The organism is Brucella pseudogrignonensis (assembly GCF_032190615.1).
Classification (GTDB): Bacteria; Pseudomonadota; Alphaproteobacteria; order Rhizobiales; family Rhizobiaceae; genus Brucella; species Brucella pseudogrignonensis_B.
In genome coordinates, this window is the sequence record NZ_JAVLAT010000003.1 from 239,702 (window position 1) to 255,821 (window position 16,120).

Genomic DNA, 16,120 nt, shown 5'->3' on the forward strand with positions numbered 1-16,120 from the left:
ATAGAGATTAACGGTTGTGTCGCAAAAATTTCAGCGGCTGCAGATCAGCCTTATCCCTAGACGCAATTATGCTGCGAGCTCTGCAAAGACTGTGAATGGCGAGAGATTGCCATTCACGAATTGGTTTTTGCGGATCATATGCGCCACTTCAATTCGGGCAATGGTAGCTGCAGCTGAATGAAATGCTTTGAAGCCTAACATGTGTTTGGTGATCCGTTTAATGAACCGATGATCCTGCTTAAGGATGTTGTTGATATATTTAACCTGCAGGATTTCCATCATCTTGCCCGTGCCGGTGATTTTCAGGGTCGTTTTTACAGCCTCTGCACCAGCCAGATTGGCTCCACTTTTGTCGATGACAATCTTCTTTGGGACGCCATTGCTTGCGATGGTTTTCTTAAAGATACGCCTTGCAGCACCGAGGTTTCTGCGTTTAGACAGCATGAAATCAAGGGGTTGTCCGGCGCGATCAACGGCACGATAGAGATAAGTCCATCTGCTTTTGACCTTTATAGATGTCTCGTCTACCCGCCAGGAGCCAAGCGTTGGCCGCTTACGCTTCTGTGCCTGACCCGCAATCTACGGGGCGTATCGAACACCCCACCGGTTGAATGTTGCATGATCAATATCTACCCCACTTTCAACCATCATCTCCTGAAAGTCGCGATAGGAAACCGGATAGCGGTGGTAAAAAACACCGCATAAAGCAAGACACTTTTGGGAAAATGCGCCCCTTTGAAAGTGATGGCCATTTCTTTGTACCGCGCCTGATGTTTCGAACGGATCAGGGAATAACGCAACAGAAGTGAAAAATTTCGACATAACCGTTAAGGTAACGGTGCCCGAACGTTGTGATCACGATCGCAGATCAAAGACTATCGCTGCGTGATATTGCAGCAGAGCTTGATAAATTGGGAGAGAAGACAGTGCATGAAGGGCGCAAATGGCAACCTTCTTCTGTTCGCAATCTCCTTGATGATGCGCATCGCTTCGGCCTCATTCCCCGCTAAGCATCTCGCTGGTCGGTCAATCAAACAGAACGCCCGGCCCAACAGGGCAATTTTATTTCCTGATCTTCTGCCCGACACATCCTCTCCTGCCAGTTGGTTGTCAGGAGAGATTATGATGCCAACTTTTCTTTTCTCGTGCGCGCCATACCTTACTTGAGCAGAAGAAAATCAGCGCAGTGGGAGAAGAGAGACATGTCTTATCACAAATCCTTGAAGGAGGCTGCCCTCGCATTCTCCATTTTCGCCAGTGCGACAGCGATGTTCGCGGGTATGGCTCAAGCACAGGTCGTGGTTTCGTCTAAAATCGATACTGAAGGCGGCGTTCTGGGCAACATCATTCTCTTGATGCTCAACGCCAACGGCATCGAAACCACAGATCGTATCCAGCTTGGAGCGACGCCCGTTGTGCGTCAGGCTATCACGGCAGGCGAAATCGACATTTATCCGGAATATACCGGCAATGCTGCTTTCTTCTTCAACAAGGCGGATGATCCCCTCTGGAAAGACCCTGTCAATGCCTTTGAGACGGCAAAGAAGCTGGATTACGATACCAATAAAATTGTCTGGCTTGCTCCTTCGCCTGCCAACAACACATGGGGTATTGCCATTCGCAAAGATGTAGCGGACGCAGGAAAACTCGCAAGCCTTAGCGATTTCGGGAAATATGCTGCTGATGGCGGCAAGGTTGTGCTCGCGGCATCGTCCGAATTTGTAAACTCAGCGGCAGCATTGCCTGCCTTTCAGACGGCCTATGCTTTTACTCTCAAGCCAAATCAGTTGATTACGCTTTCGGGGGGCGACACGGCAGCAACGATTGCAGCCGCAGCTAATCAAACAAGCGGTGCCAATGCGGCGATGGTTTACGGCACCGATGGCGGGATCGCACCTTCGGGCCTCGTCGTGCTTGAAGACGACAAGCATGTGCAGCCGGTCTATCAGCCAGCGCCCATCATTCGCGAAGAGGTATTGAAAAAAAATCCGAAAATTGAAGAGCTGTTAAAGCCGGTCTTTGAAAAGCTCGATCTTATCACGCTTCAGGATTTGAATGGTCGCGTGCAGCTTGGTGGCGAACCTGCAAAAGCTGTCGCGGAGGATTTTCTCAAGAAAAATGGCTTCATTCAATGAGGCTTCACGCTGACAGGACCGCGTAATTTTGTCAGACACCATCACGGATGATCGGTCTGCCTACTACGGTAGATTGCATGTCTTTGACAGGCTTGGGATGGCCTTCGCTCTTTTGAGCGGGACCAGCTTAGCGTTGCCTTTTGCTCTTTTTCGAGCCAATCGCATTGTGCAGGGCGACGGGCGATATCTGCTCGATGCTTTACCGATTATGGTTTCCGCATTGCTTGTTGCAACGATCATACTTAGTATGATCGTTGCAACTTTTGTCCGTCGGCCAGCACTTAGGCTTGTAGCGAGTAGTGTTTTGCTTGCAGTTCTGCTCGTGATGATCGGCATGTCCGCTTCTTATCTATCAACCGATGGCAACAATTATGCACGCGTGTCGCCAGCGTCGGGCTTCTGGCTGCTGTTTTTCGCTAGCGCCCTTTATGTTGCCGACAGTCTCGTGCGTCTTAACGTGCGCCCGTTGTTGCGCATAGGATTGCTGCTTATAGCAACGCTTCTTTTTGCAATGTTGTTGGGTTCCGGTCTCTGGGACAATATTTCTTTCATAAAGGAATATCAAAGCCGCGCAGATAGCTTCTGGAACGAGGCGCAACGTCATGTCGCGCTGGCAATAGGATCGCTCATTGCCGCAACCCTTATTGGCATACCTATTGGCCTGATCTGCTATCGTCTGCCGCGTGCGCGCGCTTTTGTTCTCAATAGCCTCAACATTGTCCAGACGATCCCCTCCATGGCACTATTTGGCCTGTTGATCGCACCCATGGGCTGGATCGCAGTTCAGTTTCCGTGGTCGGCACAGCTTGGCATTCGCGGCATTGGAGCAGCACCAGCCTTCGTGGCGCTGTTCCTTTATTCTCTCTTGCCCCTTGTCGCCAACACAGTTTCCGGCCTCACCAATGTCCCTGACGCTGTAAAAGACGCCGCACGCGGCATGGGCATGACGCGGCTGCAACGTTTGTTCAAAACGGAACTGCCGCTGGCCTTTCCGGTTATCCTCACAGGCATTCGTATCGTGATGGTGCAGAATATCGGGCTGACAACCATTGCCGCCCTTATTGGTGGCGGCGGGTTTGGCGTGTTTGTTTTTCAGGGCATCGGGCAGACTGCGATGGATCTGGTGCTGCTGGGCGTGCTCCCGACAGTTCTGCTGGCTTTTGCCGCGGGCGTCATTCTTGACGCCATTATTCAGATAGCCAGAGGGCAGACCGCATGATCGAATTCGACCAAATAACCAAGCACTACAATGGCCGTGCGGCGGTTGATAATGTGAGCTTCACGATCAAATCACGCAGCATTGCCGTGATCGTGGGGACATCGGGGTCCGGGAAGACAACGTTGCTGCGCATGGTCAACCGGCTTGTAGAACCCGATACAGGCGAAATCCGCATTGACGGCAAAAGCAACCTCGATGAACCAGGCTATGAATTGCGCAGACGTATCGGTTATGTCATTCAGCAGCATGGACTTTTTCCGCATCGATCCGTTGCGAGCAATATCGGTACGGTTCCCGCACTGCTTGGCTGGCCGAAAGGCCGTATCAATACCCGTATCGATGAATTACTCGATCTGTTTCAGCTTGAACCCAAAGACTATCGCGATCGCTATCCGCACGAGCTATCTGGCGGTCAAGCGCAGCGTGTCGGCGTCGCCCGCGCCCTTGCCGCCGGACCAAATATTCTGCTGATGGACGAACCTTTTGGCGCACTGGACCCAGTAATCAGGGCCAAAGCGCAGGAAGATCTCAAGGCCATTCAAAAACGGCTCGGGACGACTATTCTGCTGGTGACCCATGATATGGAAGAAGCCATTCAGCTTGGAGATCATATCGCAGTGATGGATGATGGAAAGCTGCTGCAATATGGCACTCCTGCGGAAATACTCGCACATCCTGCAACGGAATTCATCGAAAAGCTTGTCGGCACTGGCGAGCGGCCTTTCCGGCTACTGTCCTTGGCGGACCTCAAAACTATACTTCAATCGGGTGAAGCTTCGGGCGCGCCCATTGTCGTCAGCGCATCGCAGCGCGACGCACTTGCAGAGCTTTTATGGTCGGGCAGAACTGCTCTACCAGTTCAGGATCAGGATGGCAGGACATTGGGCCGCGTGACACTTGAAAAGCTTCTCCATCAGGCCGAGCGCCCCGCATGAAGCTGGCTTTGTCACTCACGCCTCGTTTGTTACTTTTGCTGGTGTTGCTGCTGTTCCTCTTGCAACCGCATCTGTTTGAGCCGCTGTTGCGACCGCTTGTGAGTGAAGGAACGCCCGTCATTTATGATCGTGCGAACCTGATGACACTGACACTTCAGCATCTGGGGCTTGTTGCTGCTGCAACGCTTGCATCTGCTTTGATTGCCATTGCAATGGCAATCGCCGTCACCCGCTCATGGGGAGCGGAGTTTTTGCCGCTGTCGCGAAGCCTGGTCAATATCGGGCAAACATTTCCGCCCGTTGCGGTGCTGGCACTCGCAGTTCCGGTTTTTGGCTTTGGGGACAAGCCGACGCTGATCGCACTGTTTCTTTACGGAATGCTTCCGATATTCGAAAACACACTAACCGGTCTGACGGCCCTTCCCACGCCCGTTGTGGAAGCAGCCCGCGGCATGGGCATGACAAACAGCCAACGTCTTGTGAAAATCGAAATCCCACTGGCAAGCCCGGTTATTCTTGCAGGCGTCAGGCTATCCGCGGTCATCGGGCTTGCCACAGCAACGATTGGCTCGACAGTTGCTGCAAAGACGCTTGGCGAAGTGATTATCGCAGGTCTGATTTCAAACAATATAGCCTTTGTGCTGCAAGGCGGCATAGTAGTAGCAGTTCTAGCAATTCTCATCTTCGACGCCTTTCAGACCATTGAACACTATCTTTTAAAGCGAATAAGGCGATGAAGCTTCGACGGCACTGTTACTTTAATGAGAGTGCAGACGTAACGTATTCTTTGACGCATCTGTTATGCTTATTTCAAGCGAGCGATTTCGCGCCACATGTTTGTGGCGGCTTGCCGTAACTCAAGGTGATCGGTGGCGTTGAATTGGTTTCGGGGGGAAATAATTTAGGTTGTAGATCGGATCATGTATCGACGTACAGCTTTGCACATGTTTCGCTGATTTAAAGCGCTTTATACCACGCTCTCGTCGCCGGATCGGTTGATGCGAATTCTCTGCACGATTGTTCAAACCTTGCGGAAATACAACCATACGGCTTCTGCAAAAATCTCAGCGTGATAACGATGGCGGTTATAAAGCGAAGAACGAGGTTCTGTCACGCCCCGATATCGTCACGTAATATAACGCCGGCGTTAAAGTAACGGTGCCCAAACCATCGACAATCAAACAATGCTGATTTGAATAGCTGAGTTATCTATCAAGAAATTGCAGATGTGTATCCTTTTGCGCAAGTTTCAGAAACTCTAATAGATCCTCTTTGCTTAACGCTGCGCAACCTGCCGTCGGTGTATATTCTGGCCTTGCGATATGTAGAAATATTGCGCTACCCGCACCGGGAACAATTGGGCTGTCATTGTGCCCAAGTACAACAACGCAGTCGTAAATATCGTCTTCCATCCAGAAAACTTCATGCCGTGCTGCAAAAGGCAAAGTCACATGCTTATTATAAGCAGGGCTTGCAGGATCGTCACACCATCCATCAAGAGCGGTCATTTCACGACAATCAATGACTGTTTCCGGCTTTGAAATGCGATCAGCTCGGTAGAATAAACGGCGGAGAGGCCAACGTCCAATGGGGCTTACACCGTCCCCTTCTTCCTTATGTTGTTGAATACCACCTCTACCAACGGCACAGCGCCAAATCTTATCGCCGAACTGTGCATGCCAGAGATTATCATCCACTTTTTTGATCAACAGGTCCATTTTTCTACTCTTCAGCCACAAGTCATCATCGTCGATGTGCCACCATGTTATAGAGGGCACTCTTACATGGATAGCATAGGACTCTCGTTCAACGGAAAGTGGCACGCCACGCTTCTCGCTTGGTGCATTTCCAAAACGGGGTCTTCTACACGGCAAACATCTTGTACATAGGGGCAGCGTGTATGGAACCGACAACCCGAAGGTAAGTTCATCGGGCTTGGTATGTCCCCCTTCAAAATCAGCCTTTCACGTTTTCGCTGATGTGGATCTGGACGCGGAACAGCTGAAATCAAAAACATGGTGTAGGGATGACGCGGATTTGTAAAAAGCTCTTCGGTTGTACCAACTTCCACAAGACGGCCTAAAAACATCACCCCTACGCGATCCGCAAATTGCCGCACGACGCTCAAATCATGGGTAATGAACAAATAGGTGAGTTTCATTTTCTCCTGTAGATCACTCAGGAGATTAAGGACTTGTGCTTGAATTGAAACATCAAGTGCCGACACGGCTTCGTCACACACGATAAATTCAGGGTTATTAGCCAGTGCGCGTGCGATGCCAATGCGCTGGCGTTGGCCGCCACTGAACTGATGCGGATAATGGTTCAGAAGATCGGCGCGAAGGCCAACCATTTCCAGCAATTCCCGACATCTTGCTTCGATCTGTTCAGACGAGCCATACTTGTGTGCACGCAAAGGCTCCGCAAGGATATGCTTTATACGCATACGGGGATTGAGCGACGCATAAGGGTCTTGAAAGACGATTTGGAGCTTCTTGCGTAAGGATCGCATTGCATCGTCGTCCAAGTCGTGCAGGTCCTGCCCGCGATAACGAATACCGCCACTGCTTCTTTCCAAAAGCCGCAGAATAACCCGTCCAAGAGTCGTCTTTCCGCAACCGGACTCTCCAACAAGCGCAAAGGTTTCACGCTCGTATATATCAAGCGTAATACCATCGACCGCGCGGACAACCTTTTCCTTCGATGTAAAAAATCCGCTCTTGATATGATAGTATTTGCTGACGTCTTTGGTGGAAATTAACGCCTCGCTCATGCTGCCACTCCTTTTCTCTCATGAAGCCAGCAGCGGGCTTTATGTCCGTTTCCGATGTCGAAGATATCGGGGGATTGCACGTGACAAATTGGCATTGCGTCAGCACAGCGCGGGCTAAAGCGGCAGCCTTTTGGCAAGTGAGTCAGATTGGGCACCATACCTTTGATACTATTGAGACGATTGCCTGTTGGTCGTTCCGTCGCCTTGGGTATCGAAGCCAAAAGACCACGTGTGTATGGGTGGGAAGGTCTGTCAAAAAGGTCAAACACATTTGCCTGCTCGACAATTTGGCCCGCATACATCACATTCACCTCGTCACACATCTCAGCAATAATGCCCAGATCATGGGTGATCAGCAGAATTGCCGTTGATGCCCGGTCGCGCAGTTCAAGCATCAATCGAAGAATTTGTGCCTGCGTGGTGACATCCAACGCTGTTGTGGGTTCATCTGCGATCAACAATTTTGGTTGACAGATCAGCCCCATGGCGATAGCTGCGCGCTGACGAAGCCCGCCGGATAGCTCGTGTGGATAGGCACTCAAACGCGCTTCTGGCTCTGGAATTCCAACCATTTCAAACATCTGCAAAACTTTTTTGCGGATTTCACGTTTGCTCAACTGTCCTTGAATTTCGAGTGGCTCGCCGACCTGTTGAAGCATTGTCTTCACAGGGTTTAACGCCGTCATCGGCTCCTGAAAGACCATCGCAATTTCGCGGCCGCGTTTGCGGCGCATCTCATCCGGCTTAAGTTTACTCAAATCCGAGCCATCCAACGTGATGCTGTCTGCTGTCACCTTACCGGGAGGCGTTGGCACCAACCCCATCAAGGAAAGCGAGGTCATGCTTTTGCCGGAGCCGGACTCTCCGACAAGCCCGACTATTTTTCCCCGGCCGACATCAAAGGAAACATGGTCAAGAATGCGTACTGAGCCATTTTGCTTTTTAAAGTCGGTGCAGAGATTCCGCACTTTGAGAAGAATATCACTGTTCGACATGACTTGAGCCTCAATCTTTCATGTAAGGGTCAAGCGCATCACGCAGGCCATCACCGATGAAGTTGAACGCGAGAACGGTTATGAGAATGGCAACGCCGGGCATGATGGCAACCAAGGGCGCGGCAAAAAGATACTCCTTGCCTTTTGCTACCAGCAGCCCCCAGCTTGCCTCTGGCGGCTGAACACCAACACCAAGAAAACTAAGGCTCGACTCCCACATAATGGCTTCGGGAATGCTGAGTGAAAAAAGCACGATTAAGGTCGGCACGACATTGGGGAATATATGCCGGAACATGATGACCGACTTAGATGTGCCATTCGCACGAGCCGCCTCGATAAATTCCTTTTCGCGCACTGCCAAAGTTTGTGAACGCACGACGCGGGCAACGCCTGCCCAACCAACCAGGCTCAAAGCGATGAAGATATTAAAAAGGTTTGCCCCTAAAGTGTACATCACCACCATTGCAAGCAGAAGCGATGGAAAGGAAATCATCATATCGGCTAAGCGCATGATGACGAAATCGACGCGCCCACCAAAGAAGCCACTGATTACCCCCATGATCGTGCCAAGGATCAACGCGATCATGCTTGGAATAATACCAACCAGCAACGAAATGCGTGCGCCGTAAAGAATTCGCGTCAACAAATCGCGGCCGAAATTATCTGTACCCAGCCAGTAGGTTAAAGATGGTGGTAACAATTGTTCGTCCAACTCTACACGATAAGGATCATGCGGGCTGAGCCATGGGATAAAAATTGCTATAAAAACAAGGGCCGCAATGACGAAAAGGCCTATCATTGCTTTCTTATTTTTTTTGAAACTGCGGATCGTATCACTGAGAAAGCTGTCGCTTTGCGCATCGTGAATCTGCTCATCAATATTCTGAACAACGTGTGCCATTTGCGTCATTTCGAGCCACCCTTCATTTGATTACGGATGCGAGGGTCGAGAAGGGAGTAAAGTATATCCGCGAGCAAATTGCCCAGAATGACGAGGACAGTTGCAAATAATACCGACCCTTGCAGCAGCGGCATGTCACGCGCTTGAATTGCATTGACTGAAATGCGCCCAACTCCGGGAATGCCGAAAATTGCTTCAGTAATAACTGCACCAGACAAGAGGCTCGCCACCTGAATAGCCATGATGGTTACAACTGGTATGAGCGAGTTTTTCAACGCATGCCGGGTTATAACAAAGGTCTCATGCAGGCCTTTCGCACGCGCTGTGCGAATGTAATCGTGGCGCATTACTTCAAGCAAACTTGAGCGGGTTAAGCGCGCAATAACGCCTGCCGAACTCCACCCCAAAACAAGTGCCGGCATGATGACATATTGATAGCCGTAGAAACCTGACACCGGCAGCCATTTGAGCTGAACCGCAAAAACATATTGCATCAGCAAAGCCGACCAGAAAATTGGCATTGAAACACCGAGCAACGAGAAGCCCATGAAAAAATGATCAACCATTGTATCGCGGCGCACAGCAGAAATTATTCCTGCAGGAATCCCTATCATCCACGACACCACCGCAGCACATGCAGCAAGCAGCAATGTGTTTGGGAAAGCATTCATGATAAGCGTCGTGACACTGCGATTGAGCTTAATCGACGTACCAAGATCGCCCTGCACTGCGGCGAAAAGGAAACGAAAATAGCGCGTTATCAGTGGATCATCGAGATGCATCTGCGCACGCACGCGTGCGATCACGTCCGGGCTTGCATGTTCCTTCATCAGAAGGGCGACAGGATCACCGGGTATGACATTCAGCATGATAAACAACAACGCGGTAATTCCGATCAACACAGGGATCGAAATCGCGATGCGCTTTATAACGAAATTCAGCATCGCAAGGAGTTCCTTTACAATGCGCCAACAGCATTTGCGGCGTAATTGACCAAAGGCAGTTGCTGGTCCGCGATCTTTCGCGGGCCAACTACCTTTCAAAACGGCATGTGATGAACGACCACAGCACGTTGTAGTCAGCTTTTCCGCTACAACGTGCTCTAAGAGCCTTATTCGACTTCGGTCTTATAATAGCTCATGTCGCTCCAGCCATTCCAAGGGATCGTAAAGTTCTTGACCCTTGGCTGGACCACGTAGTTATGGTCGAGACTAAACAATGGAACCCAAGCAGCATCGTCCTGAACAATTTGCTCAGTCAGCTTCTGATAAACTGCACACCGTTCTGCCGGATCGGTGATAACGCGCGCTTTCTCGACATCGTCAAAGACTTTAGGGTCGTTATTGTTGAAACCACGAACGCCCGTCCCACTTTTGCTGAAAAACGTGTAAAAGAAATTATCGGGATCGTTGAAGTCTGCCGACCAGGTTTGCGTGTAATTGTCGATCTTTCCTGCTTTTCGCAAATCGAAATAAGCAGATTCATCCATCGTTTTAATCTGCGTATTAAAACCAGATTTCTTGAGTTGTGCCTGAATGATCTGGTTCATATCAGACCATTTGGACGACCAGCTGCTCACCTGCGCGAGATTAATATCGACGCCATCCGGATAACCAGCTTCAGCGAGAAGCTGCTTAGCCTTTTCCGGATTATATTCGATAGGTGTCGCATCTGTATAGCAGATCAAGCCACGTGGCATGACACCGTTTTCGAGTTTACCCTTGCCATAGAAATTCTTATCAAGAATTTCCTGACGGTTGATCCCCATCTGGAAAGCCTTACGCACCTTGGGATCATCAAATGGTTTATTGGCTTGATTGATATGATAATAATACATACCAACGCGCGGACCGCTCTTAATGTGCTCTTTCCATTTATCACTACCGTAAAAATATGGCGTCTGGCTCATTGCGTAATCGAGGTCGAACACGTCCAGTTCGTCAGCTTCGAACAAAAGACGCAGGGTCTCTGAATCTGCAACAACGCGGACCAGAACACGATCAAGCTTTGGCCTACCTTTGAAGTAAGATTCATTCGCCTCAAGCATTTGATTGTCATTGAGATTATACTCGCGCAACACAAATGGGCCTGTGCCATTGGTGGTTTCCGGTGAAAGGCCAAACTGATCACCAAGTGGCTCGGTAAATTTGCGATTGTAGATCGATGCTTGCGGACTGGCCATGAGCGCCGTGAACGCCGCATATGGCTCTTTTAACGTTATGCGGACGGTATAATCATCGAGGGCTTCAATGCCACGCACTTTGTCGGCGCTGCCATTCAATCGCTCGGTCGCACCATCAACAAAGTCCAGAATATCAGTGCTTAATGCCTTGGTGGCAGGATCCAGCATACGGTCAAAAGTATAGACGACATCGTCGGCCTTTAATTCTTCGCCATTATGGAAAAGCACGCCCTGACGCAGCTTGAAAGTGTAGACTTTACCATCATCAGAGACCGTCCAGCTTTCTGCAAGGCTGGGAACGAGTTCTGACTTACCGGGCGCGGTTGTCTCTGCCTCGATCAGCCGATCAAATACGTTGAGTGGCAAAGTATAGGCGTCCGTCGTTTTTTGAACATCCGCCGTCTTGGGGTCTTCAGGATATGATACACGCAGCATATGGTCGGATGCCATTGCAGGTGCGAGAAGAGCGAAACTGACGACACTTGCCGACAGAATGGTCTTGATTTTTCGTAACATTACATTCCCCTTTTTTCTTTTATTTTTTCTCATCAAACTTCAAAGTGGCGAGGCTTTCCGCCGCGCTCGACTAAAAGCCAACGGCAGATTTCCATTCGCCTTTGTCTTCAATCTTTAACTGCTCCCGAATATCCAGCCGGTTGCGAATGAGCCGGTAACGATCATCCTCAACGAGGACTTCCGCTATGAGATCTCTGGAATTGTAGGTGGAGGACATAGTTGCGCCGTATGCACCAGCACAGTCAAAGGCAACCAGATCACCGGCGGCCAGTTTGCCAAGCCCATCATAGTAACCAAAGTCATCTGAACTTTCGCAAATGGGACCAACAATCCTATGTTGTGACTTCGTATTCTGTTCTGGTTCATTAATCGGGATAACCGGATGGGTCGCGTCATAGAGTGCGGGACGAATGAGATCGTTCATGCCACCGTCGATGATAGCAACAGCATCGCTGTCGACATTTTTCAGATAAAGAACTTCGGTTACAAGAAGCCCTGCCCTACCAACAAGCCAACGCCCGGGCTCTACAGTCAGTTTACAGCCAAGGTTGCCAACCGTTTCAGCAATGATAGCGGCATATTCTTTGACATCAGGACCGGGCTTTTCGCCGACCGAAATTCCAATGCCGCCACCAAGATCAAGATGCGGAACCTCAAGACCTTGTGAGCGTAAATTGCGAACCAAATCCGACATCGTTGAGAATGTATGTCTGAATGGCGATAGGTCCTGCATCTGGGACCCGACATGTACTGCTAGGCCCTTCAGTTCCAATTCCTCACATTTTGAAGCCGCTGCATAAACGCCCGGCACTTCGGCAATTGGAATGCCAAATTTGCTCTTCTTCGTTGCAGTGGTAATCTTGGCATGGGTTTTTGCATCGACGTCCGGGTTGACCCGCAATGCGACAGGTGCACGCACTTTAAGAAAGCGTGCGATATCAACAATCTCGTCCAATTCAGCTGCAGACTCAACGTTAATCTGATGAACGCCAACCTTAAGCGCTCGCTTGATTTCCTGACGCGTTTTACCGATGCCTGAAAAAATGACACTTTTGGCCGGGATACCCGCTGCGAGCACGCGCTCCAGCTCTCCACCGGACACAATATCCATGCCGCAGCCCAACTCAGCCAGCAAACGCAAAACAGCAATATTGCTATTTGCCTTAACTGCAAAACAGATCGAAACATCAATCTTGTTCAGCTCTTCCGCCAGCGTTTGATAAGCCCATTTTATGGCATCCGTCGAATAGCAATAAAATGGTGTCGGAATATCCTGCGCAATTTCGCTAAGACGAACCTGTTCGGCATGAAGCTCTCCGTTTTTGTAAGAAAACCATGTGCTATCAGGCTGCCGTTGATTAACCGACGAAGACGTTTTCATTGTGTCACCCATTTTTCCCCAATTCTTGTCGGGGGTGTTTTGAGGACAGTGTTCCAAAGTTTTTTATGCTTGTGAAATGCTTAAAAACTCTTTTTTATTCAAAACTGATATATGAAGAGGATGCAGCTGATGAGAAAACTGAACCAGAGGCAAATTGAAGTTTTCAATGCCATTATGGTCAATAAGAATATGACTGTTGCGGCTGCTCACTTGAACACGTCGCAACCCACCATCAGTCGCGAACTCCGTGAAATGGAAGAGCGGATCGGCTTTGATCTTTTCACTCGGTTTGGCAAGCGCTTAACACCAACAGATCAGGCATTTCTTCTGCATGATGTGGTGCGGCGGGCGTTCATTGGAATGGACGAAATCGGTCGTGCAGCCGCAGCTATACGCACGCATAATGCAGCAAATTTTCGTATCGCAACCATTCCTGCTTATGCGGAATCGATCATTCCAAGGGTTGCAAAGAGGTTACAAAACTCGAAGACCAGCATTCACTTGTCTCTTCATTCCCACGAAGAGATCTCGCTACAAAACGAAATGATGACAACTGTTTTCGACCTTGGCATCACAGAAGGACAGTTCGAGTACCAAGGCTTTTGCCACGAGAAAATTGACGTCGGATCGCTGGTATGTGTTTTACCAATCAATCATCCCCTGACACAGAAAAACGTATTAACCCCGCAAGATTTTGACTGCGTTCCTTACGTTTCATTTTCGCAGGATGATCCGTACCGTCGCAAAGTCGATGAAATCTTTGTGCAGAACGACATTATGTGCCGCTACTCTGTTGAGACCACAACTGCGGCCAGTGTTTGTTCTATGGTCATGGCCGGACTGGGCGTATCCATCGTCAATCCTCTGACAGCATGCGACTATCTTGAAATGGGCGTTGCGCTACGGCGCTTCAGCGTTGAAATCCCATATACGATGCACTTATGGCATCCACTTAAAAGCAAGAATGCACGGTTGATTGCCAAGTTCATGACTCTCATGCAAGAAGAAGCCACAACAGTAAAAGATACACTCAACAGTGCACTATTACGTTAAACAGAGTACAGACATAAGGCATTCTTTGGCTCCCCTGTCATGCAGATTTCGAGCGCGCAATTTCGTACCACATGTTTGTGGCGGCTTGCCGTAATTCAAGGTGATCGGAGGAACTGAAAGTATTTCTTGGGGCGTAATGCAGATCGTAAATGGGATCGCCAAAGAATGTGATGCTCACTTTTGATGGATATCACAGATTCGTCGAGATGCCATTTGTCACCAAGCCGTGGCGTACGACGACGGATGGTATTGGCATAGGCTCGCCCGAATTTCTCAGCCCATTCGTAAACCGTCTTATGTGTGACGAATATCCCGCGATAATTTCAGTGGGATAACGATACCGATGGTAAAACGAACAACGAGGTTCGGTCACGCCCCGATATCATCACATAATATTAAGCTGGAGTTCTGGTAACGGCGTCTAATTAAATTATAAACACTGAAATTGCTTGATTTTTATATATTCCTTTTATCATTCGGTACGTCAATATCCAACGATGCGCTTATACTTAATGGGATAGGTTTACAGCTATGGTGAGCGCGAAGTATTTTTCCTGCACCGGCATCCCCATGCAAAGCTTTCAACTTTCCGAAAAGTGCACGCGGGATAAAGACAGGCGGCGAAATGAAAGAGCCGTTGAAAGAAATCCGCGGTTGATAACCCACCCTGGAAATCAAGTCTTTTAGATATTTTCGTGATACATTTGGCATATCGCCCAGCAATAAAAGAATATGACTGGCGCCATGTCTTTCAACATAGGCTAAACCTGCTTTCAACGTATCGCTTTGTGACGAAGCCTTCGTGAGATACAGACACTGCAGGCGCGTTTGTTGAAACAGTTTGGCCACAGACGGATTGCGCACAACAACGACACCAAAACCATAGGGCAGCCCCCGCAGAGATGCTGCCACGTGAGCGGCCAATGGTTTTCCATTATAAAATGAAAGCAGTTTATCCGCAGATCCAAAACGGCGCGACTGGCCGGCCGCCAAAACGATGACAGCAATTTTAGAAGCCCCACTCATCGAATGTCTTCGACAGAAATTTGTGAAGCCGCAGAATCTTTCACGCTCTGCAGAATATGCGCCAGCACCGACACTCCAAGAGTATATGGATCGCGCGTCGAGGGAATAAGTCCGAGTGGAAATTTCAGCCTATCGACTTCCGCGACATGGCAACCATTCCTGACCAGTTCTTGACAGCGTGACGTGTGCGCTCTTCTGCTGCCTTGCGCACCGACGAAGAAAGCGTGGCTCTTCAAGGCTTCTGTCAGAATAGGCGGCTCGCGATTATGGTCATGGAAAAAGGTCACAATCGCCGTTCGTTCATCGGCGAAAACGTCTTCAGGCCAAGAGGGTTTAACCAGTGGATTAGCCCATGAAAAGCGAGTCAACACGTCTGGGTCTGGCGAAAACAGTTCCACCTTGCAACCGGCTGCTACTGCCAATTCAGTAAAGCAAATGACTTCCATTCCGGTACCAAAAACCAGAACCCGGATCTGTGGCAAAATGGTTAAATGCAGCCCCATTCCCGTTGGGTTGAGAGACAGCATTCCATCCTCAGCCAAACTCAGAATTGCAGGCTCTCGCGCTCTTAACTTTTCTGCGAGCGTACTCAGCAGCACCTTATCAGGATAAGGGAAAATCTGAACATCAAGTGCACCGCCGCACGGAAGAGGCAAATCCCAATAGGGCGAGCCGCGTCCATAACGCACTTGCATAGTCTTGCCGGTTTCCATGGATGACTTAGCATTCAATACCACATTTTTATCAATACAGCCCGAAGAGAGGTTGCCCCAGCTCCTGCCCGATGCATCAATAATCATTGCGGCACCGCAACGACGGTAAGAAGGGCCTTCAACGCCAACGATGACTGCAAGTGCACATCTCTCTGCAGACAAAGCAGGCATCAAGGGAAAGTCATTCTCATTGATTGAAGCTGCGCGGACGGCAGTTTTCATATCCGCGAAAACTGCCTGTTCAGTTGGTTTCATGCAGGTTCACCATCGATTGCGAGAGACATGAATGCT

General features: G+C 49.6%; 13 protein-coding genes and 5 pseudogenes. 6 read left to right on the plus strand and 12 right to left on the minus strand.

All coding sequences use genetic code 11. From position 1 onward, the window contains the following. Positions 1 to 66: 66 nt before the first annotated feature. Positions 67 to 752: pseudogene (locus tag RI570_RS18970) on the minus strand (IS6 family transposase). Positions 753 to 854: 102 nt separating this feature from the next. On the opposite strand from RI570_RS18970, the pseudogene RI570_RS18975 reads away from it, so the two are divergent. From RI570_RS18975 to RI570_RS18995, 5 genes and pseudogenes are all read left to right on the plus strand, one after another. After that, positions 855 to 1,010 (plus strand): annotated as a pseudogene (locus RI570_RS18975) (recombinase family protein); the annotation flags it as partial. Between the two features lie 258 nt (positions 1,011 to 1,268). Beyond that, positions 1,269 to 2,135, plus strand: coding sequence for an ABC transporter substrate-binding protein (locus RI570_RS18980; RefSeq protein ID WP_409558716.1), 867 nt, complete (start codon positions 1,269 to 1,271; stop codon positions 2,133 to 2,135). Between the two features lie 277 nt (positions 2,136 to 2,412). After that, a pseudogene (locus RI570_RS18985) lies at positions 2,413 to 3,354 on the plus strand (ABC transporter permease); the annotation flags it as partial. Further along, positions 3,351 to 4,289 carry an ABC transporter ATP-binding protein gene (locus RI570_RS18990; RefSeq protein WP_313830300.1) on the plus strand — a complete coding sequence of 313 codons (939 nt, stop codon included), beginning with the start codon at positions 3,351 to 3,353 and terminating at the stop codon, positions 4,287 to 4,289. The pseudogene RI570_RS18985 and the gene RI570_RS18990, both read left to right, overlap by 4 nt. After that, the gene (locus RI570_RS18995) at positions 4,286 to 5,026 is read left to right on the plus strand and encodes an ABC transporter permease (RefSeq protein ID WP_313830301.1); all 741 of its coding nucleotides are present in this window, start codon (positions 4,286 to 4,288) and stop codon (positions 5,024 to 5,026) included. The genes RI570_RS18990 and RI570_RS18995 overlap by 4 nt, the downstream gene beginning before the upstream one ends. Before the next feature lie 68 nt (positions 5,027 to 5,094). Here RI570_RS18995 and RI570_RS19000 read toward each other — a convergent pair. The 8 genes and pseudogenes from RI570_RS19000 to lysA form a co-directional block, all read right to left on the minus strand. Further along, positions 5,095 to 5,320, minus strand: a pseudogene (locus RI570_RS19000) (IS6 family transposase); the annotation flags it as partial. Between the two features lie 174 nt (positions 5,321 to 5,494). Then, entirely contained in the window at positions 5,495 to 6,007 is a 513-nt protein-coding gene (locus RI570_RS19005; protein WP_313830303.1) for a L,D-transpeptidase family protein, read from the minus strand. 62 nt (positions 6,008 to 6,069) lie between these two features. Then, on the minus strand, positions 6,070 to 7,062 hold the full coding sequence (locus tag RI570_RS19010; RefSeq protein WP_313830304.1) for an ABC transporter ATP-binding protein: 993 nt from the start codon (positions 7,060 to 7,062) through the stop codon (positions 6,070 to 6,072). Then, positions 7,059 to 8,057 carry an ABC transporter ATP-binding protein gene (locus RI570_RS19015; protein ID WP_313830305.1) on the minus strand — a complete coding sequence of 333 codons (999 nt, stop codon included), beginning with the start codon at positions 8,055 to 8,057 and terminating at the stop codon, positions 7,059 to 7,061. The genes RI570_RS19010 and RI570_RS19015 overlap by 4 nt, the downstream gene beginning before the upstream one ends. 10 nt (positions 8,058 to 8,067) lie before the next feature. After that, a complete protein-coding gene (locus tag RI570_RS19020) occupies positions 8,068 to 8,967 on the minus strand; it encodes an ABC transporter permease (RefSeq protein WP_313830307.1) in 900 nt (299 codons plus the stop codon). After that, the gene (locus RI570_RS19025) at positions 8,964 to 9,902 is read right to left on the minus strand and encodes an ABC transporter permease (protein WP_313830309.1); all 939 of its coding nucleotides are present in this window, start codon (positions 9,900 to 9,902) and stop codon (positions 8,964 to 8,966) included. The genes RI570_RS19020 and RI570_RS19025 overlap by 4 nt, the downstream gene beginning before the upstream one ends. A 167-nt stretch (positions 9,903 to 10,069) precedes the next feature. Beyond that, complete coding sequence (locus RI570_RS19030; protein ID WP_313830310.1) at positions 10,070 to 11,656, minus strand: ABC transporter substrate-binding protein; 1,587 nt, start codon at positions 11,654 to 11,656, stop codon at positions 10,070 to 10,072. A gap of 70 nt (positions 11,657 to 11,726) precedes the next feature. Beyond that, on the minus strand, positions 11,727 to 13,037 hold the full coding sequence (lysA, locus tag RI570_RS19035) for a diaminopimelate decarboxylase (RefSeq protein ID WP_313830311.1): 1,311 nt from the start codon (positions 13,035 to 13,037) through the stop codon (positions 11,727 to 11,729). 129 nt (positions 13,038 to 13,166) lie between these two features. On the opposite strand from lysA, the gene RI570_RS19040 reads away from it, so the two are divergent. Continuing rightward, complete coding sequence (locus RI570_RS19040) at positions 13,167 to 14,090, plus strand: LysR family transcriptional regulator (RefSeq protein WP_313830312.1); 924 nt, start codon at positions 13,167 to 13,169, stop codon at positions 14,088 to 14,090. A gap of 152 nt (positions 14,091 to 14,242) precedes the next feature. On the opposite strand, the pseudogene RI570_RS19045 reads toward RI570_RS19040, so the two are convergent. From RI570_RS19045 to RI570_RS19055, 3 genes and pseudogenes are all read right to left on the minus strand, one after another. After that, positions 14,243 to 14,463 (minus strand): annotated as a pseudogene (locus RI570_RS19045) (IS6 family transposase); the annotation flags it as partial. An 83-nt stretch (positions 14,464 to 14,546) separates the two neighbouring features. Beyond that, positions 14,547 to 15,116 carry a nucleotidyltransferase family protein gene (locus RI570_RS19050; RefSeq protein ID WP_313830313.1) on the minus strand — a complete coding sequence of 190 codons (570 nt, stop codon included), beginning with the start codon at positions 15,114 to 15,116 and terminating at the stop codon, positions 14,547 to 14,549. Continuing rightward, positions 15,113 to 16,084 (minus strand): XdhC family protein, encoded by a 972-nt coding sequence (locus tag RI570_RS19055; protein ID WP_313830315.1) that lies wholly within the window; start codon positions 16,082 to 16,084, stop codon positions 15,113 to 15,115. The genes RI570_RS19050 and RI570_RS19055 overlap by 4 nt, the downstream gene beginning before the upstream one ends. Positions 16,085 to 16,120: the final 36 nt, after the last annotated feature.